Raw genomic sequence first — 12841 nt, forward strand, 5'->3', positions numbered from 1 at the left:
GCGCCGGCCCCTGTGCGTCATGCGTCCGCGCGCGGGCTGTCCCCATCGCCCGGATGCTGCGACGGCGCGTCATCGGCCGCGGCATCGGTGTCGGCGTCCAGGGACGCATCCACGCGCTCGATCGCCTGCAGGCTCTCGCCCTCGCCCAGCCGGATCAGGGTCACGCCCTGGGTGTTGCGACCGACCTGGGAGATTTCCGCCGCGCGTGTGCGCACCAGGGTGCCGCCGTCGGAGATCAGCAGCACCTCGTGGTGGTCGGACAGCTGGATCGCGCCGACCAGCCGGCCGTTGCGCGCCGTGGTCTGCAGCGCGATCACGCCCTGGGTGCCGCGACCCTTCTTCGGGTATTCCTCCAGCGGCGTGCGCTTGCCGTAGCCGCGCTCGCTGGCGGTGAGGATGTCGCCGTCGCCGTCCACCACCACCAGGCTGCGCACTTCCTCGCCCCCGGCGAGCCTGATGCCGCGCACGCCGGTGGCGGTGCGGCCCATCGGGCGCACGGTGCTGCCGGCGAAGCGCACGGCCTTGCCGTTGCTGGCGAACAGCATGATGTCGCGATGTCCGTCCGACAGCGCCACGCCGACCAGCGCGTCGCCGTCGTCGAGGTTGATCGCGATCTTGCCGCGCTGCAGCCGGTAGGCGTACTCGGGCAGCGGTGTCTTCTTCACCGTGCCGTTGCGGGTGGCGAAGAACACGAACTTGTCGGCCTCGTACTCGCGCACCGGCACCACGGCCTGCACCTTCTCGCCTTCCTCCAGCGCGATCCAGTTGATGATCGGGCGGCCGCGCGCGTTCGGGCCGGCGTCGGGCAGCTGGTGCACCGGCAGCCAGAACACGCGGCCGGCGCTGGTGAAGGTGAGCAGGGTGTCGTGGGTGTTGACCAGCCACAGCTGGTCGATGAAATCCTCGTCCTTGGTCGCCGCCGCGTTGCGCCCGCGGCCGCCGCGGCGCTGGGCGCGATAGGCGGTGACCGGCTGGCGCTTGGCGTAGCCGGCGTGCGAGAGCGTGACCACCACGTCCTCCGGCGCGATCAGGTCGAGGATGTCGAGGTCTTCCTCGCTGGCGCGGATCTCGCTGCGGCGCTCGTCGCCGAATTCTTCCTTGACGTTGCGCAACTCGGTGCGGATCACCTCCAGCAGCACGTCCGGGTTCTCGAGGATCTCGATCAGGCCGCGGATGGTTTCCAGCAGGAGCTTGTATTCCTCGGTGAGCTTTTCCTGCTCCAGCCCGGTCAGGCGGTGCAGGCGCATCTCCAGGATCTGCTGCGCCTGGGTCTCGGTGAGCTGGTAGCCGTCGGCGAGCAGGCCGACGCCCTTGGGCAGGTCTTCCGGACGCGAGGCCTCGGCGCCGGCCGCGCCGAGCAGCGCGCCGACCAGCCCGGGCTGCCACAGGCGCGCGAGCATGCGCTCCCTGGCGACCTGCGGGTTCTCCGAAGTCTTGATCAGCTCGATCATCTCGTCGATGTTGGCGAGCGCGACCGTCAGGCCCTCGAGGATGTGGGCGCGGTTGCGCGCCTTGCGCAGCTCGAAGATCGTGCGCCGCGTGACCACCTCGCGACGGTGGCGGACGAAGGCCTCGAGGATCTGGCGCAGGTTGAGCAACTGCGGGCGGCCGTCGACCAGCGCCACCATGTTGATGCCGAACACCGACTCCAGCTGGGTCTGCGCGTAGAGGTTGTTGAGCACCACCTCGGCCGAGTCGCCGCGCTTGATCTCGATGTAGATGCGCATGCCGTCCTTGTCGGACTCGTCGCGCAGCTCGCTGATGCCGTCGAGCTTCTTTTCCTTCACCAGCTCGGCGATCTTCTCGATCAGCCGCGCCTTGTTCACCTGGTAGGGGATCTCGGTGACGATGATCGACTCGCGGCCGTTGTCGGCCACTTCCACGTCGCACTTGGCGCGGATGCGCACGCGGCCGCGGCCGGTGCGGTAGGCGAGATGGATGCCGCCGACGCCGTTGATGATGCCGCCGGTGGGAAAATCCGGGCCCGGGATGTATTCCATCAAGCCGTCGATGTCGATGTCGGGGTTGTCGATCAGCGCGATCAGCGCGTCGACCACTTCCGACAGGTTGTGCGGCGGGATGTTGGTGGCCATGCCCACCGCGATGCCGGCCGAGCCGTTGACCAGCAGGTTCGGGAAGCGCGTCGGCATTACCGACGGCTCCAGCTCCTTCTCGTCGTAGTTGGGCTGGAAGTCGACGGTTTCCTTGTCGATGTCCGCCATCAGCTCGTGGGTGATGCGCGCCATGCGCGCCTCGGTGTAGCGCATCGCCGCGGCGGAGTCGCCGTCGACCGAACCGAAGTTGCCCTGCCCGTCCACCAGCATGTAGCGCAGCGAGAACGGCTGCGCCATGCGCACCAGGGTGTCGTAGACCGACTGGTCGCCGTGCGGATGGTATTTACCAATGACGTCGCCGACGATACGCGCCGACTTGTAGTAGGGCTTGTTGCTGTGCGCGCCGAGTTCGTTCATCGCGTGCAGCACGCGGCGATGGACCGGCTTGAGGCCGTCGCGGACGTCGGGCAGCGCGCGGCCGACGATCACGCTCATGGCGTAATCGAGGTAGCTGCGGCGCATTTCGTCTTCGAGGTTGACCGGGATGATTTCCTGCGCGAGATCGGTCATCGAATTGCTTGCATCCTCGTGGTGCCGGACCGCTCGTGCGCCGCTCTGGGCGGGGGGCCGGAAACATGGCGGCGGGGCCTTTCGACCCCGCCGGAAACAGTGTTGGAATCATACCACGCGGGGCACTTTTTCGCCACCATTTTCCGGCGGAAAAACAAGCACTTGCAGGCACCGGAATGATGTCCCGCGCATCGCACGCGCAGGGGGCGCCGTGAACGACGCCATAGGTCGGGGCTACGCCCCGACGTACGCGATCAATGGTCGCCGAACATGGTCCGCATCGCGGCGGTATCGGGATGCTCGACGATGCCCTTCTCGGTGACGATCGCGTCGATCAGGCCCGCCGGCGTCACGTCGAACACCGGGTTCCACGCCGGCACGCCTTCGGCCACTGTGCGCGTGCCGCCGATGCCGTAGAGCTCGGCGGGGTCGCGCTCCTCGATCTCGATCAGCTCGCCCGAGGCGGTATCCATGTCGACGGTCGAGGACGGCGCCACGACCATGAACTTCGCGCCGTGGTGGCGCGCGGAGATCGCCAGCTGGTAGGTGCCGATCTTGTTGGCGGTGTCGCCGTTGGCGCAGATGCGGTCGGCGCCGACCACGACCCACTGCACCGCACCGGTCTTCATCAGGTGCGCGGCGGCGGAATCGGCGATCAGGGTCGCCGGGATGCCGTCCTGCAGCAGCTCCCACGCGGTCAGGCGCGCGCCCTGCTGCCACGGCCGGGTCTCGCCCGCGTACACGCGCGCGATGCCGCCCTGCGCGACGCCGGCGCGGATCACGCCCAGCGCGGTGCCGAAGCCGGCGGTCGCCAGCGAGCCGGTGTTGCAGTGGGTCAGCACGCCGCTGCCGGGCGCGATCAGCGAGGCGCCGAGCACGCCCATCGCGCGGTTGGCGGCAAGGTCCTCGGTCTCGATCGCGCGCGCCTCGGCTTCCAGCGCCGCGCGCCAGTCCATGCCCTCGCCCGCCCGCGCGCGCAGCAGGGCCGCGCGCATGCGCGCCAGCGCCCAGGCGAGGTTGACCGCGGTCGGGCGCGCGGCGTTGAGCCGCTGCAGCGCGGGTTCGAGTTCCGCCGCGGCATCGGCCGCGTCGCTCGCACCGATCTCGCGCGACGCCAGCACCGCGCCCCACGCGGCGGCAATGCCGATCGCCGGTGCGCCGCGCACGGCGAGCGAATGGATCGCGTCGGCGACCTCGTCGCTGCTCCGGCACGCCAGGTATTCGACGACGAAGGGCAGCTTGCGCTGGTCGAGCAGTTCGAGGGCCTCGCCGGTCCAGCGGATCGGGCGGATGCGGTCGTAGCGGGCGTAGTCGATGGCGTCGGTCATGACGCCGATTCTACCGGCGGCCGCGTGCATGCGGCCGCCGGTCCATGGCCTTCAGCGCACGCGGAACTCGGCGCGGCAGCCGCCGTCGACCCAGACGCCGCTGCGGTCCCAGCCCCAGTTCTGCCCGCGCACGCAGCGCGTCTGCGACAGCTGGCGAACGAGGTCGACACCGCGGCCGACCTGCGCGTTGCAGCGGCGATGCCGGCCCTTGTCGGATTCGCAGCGCAGGGTCTGCCCGTATCCCGAGCCCGGGCCCGACGGACGGCCGGCACCATGGCCGCCGCTGCCGCGACCGGTCACGAATTCCGCGCGGCAGCCCTGCGACACCCAGATGCCGCTGTTGTCCCAGCCCCAGTTGCGACCCTGCACGCAGGCCGTGCGCGACAGCTGGCGCGAGATGGAGACGCCGCCGCGGGTGTCGGCGCTGCAGCGACGGTCGCGGCCGTTGTCCGATTCGCAGCGCACGACCGACCCCGAGCCGTAGCCGCCACCGTAGCCGCCACCCGGGCCGTAGCCTCCGCCCGGATAGCGTCCCGAATCCGGATAGCCGCCGTAGCCGCCACCGGAGGGATAGCTGACGCAGCCTGCCAGCAGCAACACCACCGCACCCAGACCGATCCTGATCGCGCCCATCCGACACCTCCCGAGCATGCTTGCTGCGCGACACATTGCGCGCAATCCCGTGAACGACGGGGCAAAACGCGATGTTGACCGGCCGCGCGGCGCGGTTCAGGCGCGATTGAAGTCGAACGCCAGCACGTCGGCGATCCGCGGCGTGCCGAGCATGGCCATCAACAGGCGGTCGACACCGAGGGCGACGCCGGCGCAGGCGGGCAGTCCCGCCGCCATGGCGTCGAGCAGGGCTTCGTCGATGGGCGGCGACGCGGCCCCGCGCGCCGATCGCACCGAGAGATCGCGTTCGAAGCGCCGGCGCTGTTCGGCGGCGTCGGTCAGCTCGTGGTAGCCGTTCGCCAGCTCCAGCGGGCCGAGGTAGAGTTCGAAGCGTTCGGCCACGTCGACGTCGTCGCGTCGCACCACCTTCGCCAGCGCGCACTGCGAGACGGGATAGTCGTGCACCACCAGCAGCTGGTTGGGCGGGAAGCGCGGCTGGATGCGGTGGGTCATCAGCAGGTCGAGCCAGTCGTCGCGGGTCAGGCCTTCGGGGTCGATGGCGATGTCATCGCCGGCCGCGCGCAGCGCGTCGATGTCCGCCGTCATCGGATCGATGCCGAGCGTGTCGCGGTACAGCCCGCGGAAGGTGATGCGCGCCACCGAGGCCTCGCGTTCGACCAGCGACAGCGCCGCCTGCACCAGCTCGATCGCCTCGTCGGCCAGGCGCAGGTGCTCCCAACCGACGCGGTACCACTCCAGCATCGTGAATTCGGGGTTGTGGCGCCCGCCGGCCTCGCCGTCACGGAACACGCGTCCGAGCTCGTAGCAGTCGCCGAGGCCGGCGGCGAGCAGGCGCTTCATCGGGAACTCGGCCGAGGTGCGCAGCCAGCGCGTGCGCGGAGCGCCGTCGGTGCGGCCGGAGAATTCGAGCGGGAACGAGGCGATGTTGGGGTCGGTGTTGCCGGCGCGCGACATCGTCGGGGTTTCGACTTCCAGCACGCCGCGACGCGCGAAGAAGTCGCGGATCGCTGCGTTGGCGCGCGCGCGCAGGTGGATGGCGCCGGGATCGGCCGACGCTTGCGTGTGACTCCCGCTCACGACCAACCTCGAATACCCCTTGTCGTCATCCCGGCGAAAGCCGGGATCCATTTGGCTCTTGCCTCTGCACGAAATGACGAACGCCACGGCAAAGTCAAAATGGATCCCGGCTTTCGCCGGGATGACGATCGGACGTGGATGCGCCGACGAATGGATCCCGGCTTTCGCCGGGATGACGGCCGAGGTTGGCGACTGGTGGCCATTGGGCGTGTCCCGCGACTCGCAGGCGTGCTCACGCGTGCCGTTCCAGGAACGCGAGCAGTTGCGCCTCGTCCCAGATCTCGATGCCCAGTTCCTGCGCCTTCGCCAGTTTCGAACCGGCGTTCTCGCCGGCAACGACGAGATGCGTCTTCTTCGACACGCTGCCGGCGACTTTCGCGCCCAGCGCTTCGAGCTTCGCGCCGGCCTCGTCGCGGCTCATCGATGCCAGCCCGCCGGTCAGCACCACGGTCCTGCCGTCGAGCGGGCCGGCCTGCGCGGTATCCGCCTCCGGTGCGAGCGCAAGCAGGCTCGCGATCGCCGCCTCGCCGTCCAGCAGCAGCTTCGGATGGCCCGGCTGCTCCAGCCAGTCCCGCAGCGCGGCGGCGGAAGCTTCCGGCAGGCCGGCGGCGGTGAACGCCTCCGGCCCGGCGTCGACGATCCCTGCTGCAGTCGGCAGCACCTCCGTCAGTGCCTGTGCGCGCAGGTTCGTGATCGTCGGGATCTCGGCTTCGACCAGCAGCGTGGCCAGATGGAGTCCGTCGCGCAGCTTCGCCGACGGCGGGTGGCCGTCGCGGATGCGCACCTGCCCGGCGGTGAGCAGGTCGTCGATGGCCTGCTGGTTGCCCGCCTGCTCGAAGAAGTGCCCCAGCGAGCGCGCCACTTCGCCGCCGATGTCGGGCACGCGCTTGTACAGCGGCCACGGCAGGCGGCGGATCAGGTCGAGGTCGCCGAACCACAGCGCCAGCGCCTTGGCCGTGCTCTCGCCGACGTGCTGGATGCCGAGCGCGAACAGCAGGCGTTCGAGCGCCGCATCGCGCGAGCGGTCGATCGCCGCGACCAGGTTGTCGGCCCATTTGGTGGCGATCTTCTTCGGGTTCCAGGCGAACGCGATCGACTGCGCGAGCGCGGCGGCGCGCCAGCCCTCGTCCGCGGCGTCGAGCCGCTGGATCGCGGCGAGCACGGCGCCGCTGCCCTCCGGCGGCAGGTGAGGCTGCACCGACGCGGCCAGCGCGTCCGGCGTGTCCGCGTCGAGCACCAGCTTGAGCTGCAGCAGCTGGTCGCGCGTGAGGCGGTAGAGGTCGGCCACGCCGCGCACGAGGCCGGCGTCGACCAGGGTCTCGACGTACTTGTCGCCCAGCCCCTCGATGTCCATCGCGCGGCGCGAGGCGAAGTGACGGATGGTTTCCTTGCGCTGCGCCGGGCAGCTCAACTCGCCCGAGCAGCGCCAGACCGCCTCGCCCTCCTCGCGCACGATCTCCGAGCCGCAGACCGGGCAGGTCGCCGGCATCGTCCACGGCAGCGCGTCGGCGGGCCGGCGCTCGGCGATCACGGCGACGACCTCCGGGATCACGTCGCCGGCGCGGCGCACGATCACGCTGTCGCCCACGCGTACGTCGAGCCGCGCGATCTGGTCGGCGTTGTGCAGGGTGGCATTGGTGACGACCACACCGGCCACCTGCACCGGCGCCAGCCGCGCCACCGGCGTCGCCGCGCCGGTGCGGCCGATCTGGATCTCGATCGCCTCGACCGTGGTCGCCTGCTCCTGCGCCGGGAACTTGTGCGCGATCGCCCAGCGCGGCGCGCGAGAGACGAAGCCCATCTCGCGCTGGTCGTCAAAGTCGTCGAGCTTGTAGACCACGCCGTCGATGTCGAACGGCAGCGCGTCGCGGCGTTCGCCGATGCGTCGGTAGTAGTCGAGCAGGCCGTCGGCGCCCTCGACCACTTCGGTGAGATTGCTGACCGGGAACCCCCACTCGCGCAGTTGCGCCAGCGTGGCCGAATGCGAATCGGGCAGTTCGCCGCCTTCCACGAGGCCAACGCCGTAGGCGAAGAACGCCAGCGGCCGCTGCGCGGTGATGCGCGGATCGAGCTGGCGCAGCGAACCGGCCGCGCCGTTGCGCGGATTGGCCAGCACCTTGCCGCCGTGCAGACGGGCATGCTCGTTGTACTGCTCGAAGGCGGCGCGCGGCATGTAGACCTCGCCGCGGACTTCCAGTACCGCCGGCCAATCCTTGCCGCGCAGCTTCAGCGGATCGTGCCCGTCTTTCCCGCCGCGCAGGCGCAGCGGGATGGCCTTCACCGTGCGCAGGTTGGCCGTGACGTCCTCGCCCTTGGTCCCGTCGCCGCGGGTGGCGCCCTGCACGAACGCGCCGTGCTCGTAGCGCAGGCTGATCGCGAGGCCGTCGAGCTTGGGTTCGGCGGAGAACTTCGGCAACGGGCGGTCGAGCCTGTCGGCGATGCGGCGCACGAAATCCTGCACTTCCCCGTCGCTGAAGGCGTTGCCGAGCGACAGCATCGGGATCGCGTGCCGGACTTCGGCGAATTTCGCCGACGGTGCATTGCCGACGCGCTGGGTCGGCGAATCGGGCGTCACCAGCTCGGGATGCGCGGTTTCCAGCTCGTCGAGTTCGCGCAGCAGGCGGTCGTACTCGACGTCCGGAATGTTCGGCTCGTCGAGGACGTGGTAGCGGTAGTTGGCGTCTTCCAGGCGGAGCCGGAGCTCGGCGGCGCGTGCGGCGGGCGATCGGGGCGCGGTCATCGCGGGATTTTAGCGGGTCGGGATGTGACTGCCCCCACCCCAGCCCTCCCCCGCTTGCGGGGGAGGGTTGGGGTGGGGGCAAACCGCCGCCGACCTACCAGCGCGGACTGCGCGTCACCGGCGGCGCTTCGTTCTCGCGGTCCCAGGCGCGCAGTTCGTCGCGCAGGCCGGCGATGCGCTGGCGGCCGAGGGCGTTGCGCTGTTCGTCCAGCACCACGCCGTCGAGCAGTTCGGCCATGCGCTGGGCGGCGGGCAGCATCGCGTCCCAGGCGTCGAGCGCGCTGACCGGGGCCGGCAGCGTCAGGAAGAAGGCGATCGCCGGGGTTTCCAGCGCCTGGATCTCGGACATCTCGAAGCTGCCGGGCTTGCGGATGTTGGCGACGCTGAAGATCGGCCCGCGCTCGGGATGGCTCTCCACCAGCCGGTGGAACACGTTCATGTGGCCGTAGGTCAGGCCGGCCTTCTCGGCGGCGACCACGATGTCCGGCCCGCGCAGCACCTGACCGGCCTTCGCCGCGATGTACAGGGTGACGATCTTGTCGAAGTCGTCGCTGGTGCGCTTGCCCAGTTCGCTGTTGGGCGAAGCGGCGCCGACCGCGCCGTCGAGCAGGTCCATCTCGGTCTGCACGATCTCCTCGCCGGCGCCTTCGGGGGCGTCGGCCAGTTCGCGTTCGATCTGTGCGCCGAGCGTGGGCTCCATGCGCTCGCCTTCGCCACGATCCTCGCGCGGCCGCTTGCGTCCCTGTCCCTGGCGCGGCCGGGTGCCGAAGTACCAGATCGCCGCCAGCAGGATCAGGCCGGCCACGAGGATGCCAATGCGCAGTTCGGTCATGCGGGTCCTCCGGGGATCGTGCGGGGCCTCACGCGGCGCCGGCCAGGCGCGCCGCCTCGGCCAGGTCGACGGACACCAGGCGGCTCACGCCCGGCTCGCGCATGGTAACGCCGCTGAGCTGCTGCGCAGCTTCCATCGTCGCCTTGTTGTGGGTGACGAACAGGAACTGCACCTGCTCGCTCATCTCCGACACCATGTTGGTGAAGCGGCCGACGTTGGCCTCGTCCAGCGGCGCATCGACCTCGTCGAGCAGGCAGAACGGCGCCGGATTGAGGCGGAAGATCGCGAACACCAGCGCCACCGCGGTCATCGCCTTCTCGCCGCCGGACAGCAGCGAGATGTTCGACACGCGCTTGCCCGGCGGGCGCGCCATGATCGCCACGCCGGTGTCGAGCAGGTCCTCGCCGGTGAGTTCGAGGTAGGCGTGGCCGCCGCCGAACAGGCGCGGATACAGCTCCTGCACGCCGGAATTGACGCGGTCGAAGGTGTCCTTGAAGCGGCCGCGGGTCTCGCGGTCGATCTTGCGGATCGCGTCTTCCAGGGTTTCCAGCGCGGTGGTGAGGTCGGCGTCCTGCGCGTCGAGGTATTCCTTGCGCTGGGCGGCCTCGGCGTGCTCCTGGATGGCGGCGAGGTTGACCGGCTCGAGCCTGCGCAGCTTGGCGTCGAAGTCGGTGACCATCTTTTCCCAGGCCGGGGCTTGGGCGTCGGCGGCGAGGCTGGCGACCACCTCTTCGAGCACGAAGCCGGCCTCGACCACGGCCGCGGTGAGCTGCTCGGCCCTGATCGCCAGCGCCTGCTGGTCGAGGCGGCGCTGCGAGATCGCCTCGCGCTGCGCCAGCGCCTGCTCCTCGCGCTCGTGGCGGGTGCGCTCGAACGCGCGCAGGTCGTTGTCGACGCCTTCCAGCGCCGAGCGCGCGGCCGCCAGTGCCTTCTCCGCGACCACGCGCTGCTCCAGCGCGGCCTGGCGCTGCTGCTCCAGCGCGACCACCGGGGCGTCGCCCTCGGACAGCTGCGAGGCGAGTTCGCCCAGCCGTGCGTCGAGCTGGCCGCGCTGGCCGCCCATGCGCTGCAGGGCCTGCGCCAGCGCCACGACCTGGGCGCGCTGCGATTCGAGGGTCAGCGCCAGCGCGTGCGCGGTGTCGCGCGATTCACGAGCGGCGGCGCGGGCGGCATCGCGCGCTTCGGCGAACGTGCGGCGCTCGGCTTCCAGTGCATTGCGCACGCCTTCCAGTTCGGCCATGCGGCCGACGGCGTCCTCCAGCTTCGAGCGCGCCTCGCGCGCCTGCTGCGCGCTGCTGTCGATGGTTTCCACCAACTGCGCGAGTTCGCCGTCGATCTTCTCGATCCGCGCCCGCGCGGTGTCCACCCGGCCCTGCTGGCCCTGCAGCTGGCCGGCCAGCTCCGACACGCCGCGGTGCGCGAGGTAGAGCGCGCGCTGCGCGTCCTCGCGCTGCTGCTCGGCCACCAGCAGGCGGTCGCGCCAGGCGGCGATGCCGCGCTCCAGCTCCTGCTCGCGGTGCTGCAGTTCCTCGATCGCGGCGCGCAGTTCCTTGATCTCGCGCTCGCGCAGCAGCGCGCCCTGCTTGGCCGCGCCCGAGCGCACCACGCGCACCCAGCCGGCGCCGAGGCGCTCGCCGCCGCGGGTGATGACCGATTCGCCCTCGCCCAGCCGCGCCTGCAGCGCACGCGCTTCCGACAGGTCTTCGGCGGCGTGCAGGCGGGCCAGCAGGCGGCGGATCGCCAGCGGGCCCTGCACCTTCGCCGCCAGCGAGGTCGGCGCGAACGTCGCGTCACCGGCCTCGGCGGACACCAGCGCCAGCCGCCCCTCGCCCAGTTCGCCCAGGGCATCGACCAGCGTCTCCGGCGCCTCCACCAGCACGCCCTCGATCAGTTGCCCGAGCGCGCCTTCGACGGCGTTCTCCCAGCCCGGCTCGACCGTCAGCCGCTCGCCCACGCGCGCGGCCGAATCCAGCCCGCGCTGGCGCAGCCATTCGACCGCGACGCCCTGCTCCTGGCCGAGCGCGGCATGCTGCAGCGTCTCCAGCGAGGACAGCCGGCCGCGGGCTTCCTGCGCGCGCTTGCGCACTTCGGACAATTCGTTCTGCGCGGTGCGCTGCTGGTCCTGCAGGTCGACCGCGGCCTGCTTGCGCTGTTCGAGGTCCTCGTTCAGTCCGTCGAGCGCGGCCTTCTGCTCCTCGTGGCGCAGGGCGATGGTCTCGAAGGCCTCGGTCAGCGCGGCGAGGTCGAGCGCGCTGCGCTCGCTGCCCAGCTGTTCGCGGCGTCGGTCGGCGTCGAGCGACTGGCGGTCGAGGTAGTCCACGCGCGTGCGCTCGACGTCGCCGGCGCGCGAGGCCTCGTTCTGCTCGCGGTTGTGCGCCTCCCAGCGCTGCTGCCAGTCGGCCAGCGCTTCCTCGGCGTTGCGCAGCGCTTCCTGCCGGACCTCGTCGTCCTCGCGCAGCGCGGCCAGCTGCGGCTCGGCGTCGGCGATCGCAGCCTGCAGCACTTCCAGCCTCGCCTCGTCGCCGCTGATGTGCGCGCCGATCTCCTCCAGCGCGTGCCGGGTTTCCTCGCGCGCCTTGTGCAGGCGTTCGGCCATTTCGCGCTGGTGCGCGATCTGCTGCTCGACCCGCGCCAGGGTGCCGCCGACCTCGTAACTCTCGGTCTGCGCCTTGTTGAGCGCGGCGCCGGCGTCCTCGCGGCGCACGCGGCCGGTTTCCAGCTCGCGCTCGGCCTCGCGCTGCTCGGCGATCAGCTGCTGCAGGCGGGTTTCCTCCTGCGACAGCCCTTCGCGCAGGCCCTGCAGCTGGGCGTCGAGGGCGCGGAACTCCAGCGCCTTCCACTCGGCGTCGCGGATCCTGCGCTCGGCCTGGATCGCGGTGTACTGCTCGGCCTGGCGCGCCTGCCGCTTGAGGTGTTCGAGCTGCTTGCCGACTTCCTCGCGCAGGTCGCTCAGGCGATCGAGGTTCTCGCGGGTGTGGCGGATTCGGGTCTCGGTTTCCTTGCGCCGCTCCTTGTACTTGGAGATGCCGGCGGCCTCCTCGAGGTAGACGCGCAGATCTTCCGGCTTGGCGTCGATCACCTGCGAAATCATGCCCTGCTCGATGATCGAGTAGCTGCGCGGGCCGAGGCCGGTGCCGAGGAACAGGTCGGTGATGTCGCGGCGGCGGCACTTGGCGCCGTTGAGGTAGTAGCCGCTCTGGCCGTCGCGGCCGACGGTGCGCTTGACCGAGATCTCGTTGAAGGCGGCGTATTCGCCCGAGATGGTGTGGTCGGAATTGTCGAAGATCAGCTCGACGGTCGCCTGCGACACCGGCTTGCGCGCGGTGGAGCCGGCGAAGATCACGTCGGTCAGCGAGTCGCCGCGCAGGCGGCTGGCCGAGCTTTCGCCCATCACCCAGCGCACCGCGTCGATGATGTTGGACTTGCCGCAGCCGTTCGGACCGACCACGCCGGTCATGTTGGTCGGCAGGTGCAGCGTGGTGGGATCGACGAAGGATTTGAAACCGGACAGCTTGATCGTGGACAGGCGCATGCGGCGTTCGGTGGCCCCGGCCACGCGTCACGGCGCGGCCCTGTTATTCGTGCAAAATGGCGGGAATGACTCGCA

General features: G+C 70.7%; 7 protein-coding genes. All 7 read right to left on the bottom strand.

Going from position 1 to position 12841, the window contains the following annotated elements:
* Window positions 1-17 precede the first annotated feature (17 nt).
* The 7 genes from gyrA to smc all read right to left on the bottom strand — a co-directional run bounded on the left by gyrA (window position 18) and on the right by smc (window position 12766).
* Window positions 18-2624, bottom strand: a complete 2607-nt coding sequence (gyrA, locus tag FQY83_RS04015) for a DNA gyrase subunit A (protein ID WP_146385198.1) — start codon at window positions 2622-2624, stop codon at window positions 18-20.
* A gap of 254 nt (window positions 2625-2878) precedes the next feature.
* A complete protein-coding gene (mtnA, locus tag FQY83_RS04020) occupies window positions 2879-3952 on the bottom strand; it encodes an S-methyl-5-thioribose-1-phosphate isomerase (RefSeq protein ID WP_146385200.1) in 1074 nt (357 codons plus the stop codon).
* Window positions 3953-4003: 51 nt separating this feature from the next.
* A complete protein-coding gene (locus tag FQY83_RS04025) occupies window positions 4004-4585 on the bottom strand; it encodes a DUF3011 domain-containing protein (RefSeq protein WP_146385202.1) in 582 nt (193 codons plus the stop codon).
* Between the two features lie 96 nt (window positions 4586-4681).
* Window positions 4682-5662, bottom strand: coding sequence for an EF-P lysine aminoacylase EpmA (gene epmA, locus FQY83_RS04030; RefSeq protein WP_238333390.1), 981 nt, complete (start codon window positions 5660-5662; stop codon window positions 4682-4684).
* A gap of 232 nt (window positions 5663-5894) precedes the next feature.
* Window positions 5895-8402: an NAD-dependent DNA ligase LigA gene (ligA, locus tag FQY83_RS04035; protein WP_146385206.1), complete on the bottom strand. Its 2508-nt coding sequence runs from the start codon at window positions 8400-8402 to the stop codon at window positions 5895-5897.
* 94 nt (window positions 8403-8496) lie between these two features.
* The gene (gene zipA / locus FQY83_RS04040) at window positions 8497-9234 is read right to left on the bottom strand and encodes a cell division protein ZipA (RefSeq protein WP_146385208.1); all 738 of its coding nucleotides are present in this window, start codon (window positions 9232-9234) and stop codon (window positions 8497-8499) included.
* 28 nt (window positions 9235-9262) lie between these two features.
* Window positions 9263-12766 (bottom strand): chromosome segregation protein SMC, encoded by a 3504-nt coding sequence (smc, locus tag FQY83_RS04045; protein WP_146385210.1) that lies wholly within the window; start codon window positions 12764-12766, stop codon window positions 9263-9265.
* Window positions 12767-12841 lie beyond the last annotated feature (75 nt).

It is taken from the genome of Luteimonas marina, assembly GCF_007859325.1.
Lineage (GTDB): Bacteria > Pseudomonadota > Gammaproteobacteria > Xanthomonadales > Xanthomonadaceae > Luteimonas > Luteimonas marina.

Excerpts from the sequence above, each read along its gene's own strand:
- gyrA (WP_146385198.1), bottom strand. The coding sequence starts at position 2,624 with ATGACCGATCTCGCGCAGGAAATCATCCCGGTCAACCTCGAAGACGAA.
- mtnA (WP_146385200.1), bottom strand. The coding sequence starts at position 3,952 with ATGACCGACGCCATCGACTACGCCCGCTACGACCGCATCCGCCCGATC.
- FQY83_RS04025 (WP_146385202.1), bottom strand. The coding sequence starts at position 4,585 with ATGGGCGCGATCAGGATCGGTCTGGGTGCGGTGGTGTTGCTGCTGGCA.
- ligA (WP_146385206.1), bottom strand. The coding sequence starts at position 8,402 with ATGACCGCGCCCCGATCGCCCGCCGCACGCGCCGCCGAGCTCCGGCTC.
- zipA (WP_146385208.1), bottom strand. The coding sequence starts at position 9,234 with ATGACCGAACTGCGCATTGGCATCCTCGTGGCCGGCCTGATCCTGCTG.
- smc (WP_146385210.1), bottom strand. The coding sequence starts at position 12,766 with ATGCGCCTGTCCACGATCAAGCTGTCCGGTTTCAAATCCTTCGTCGAT.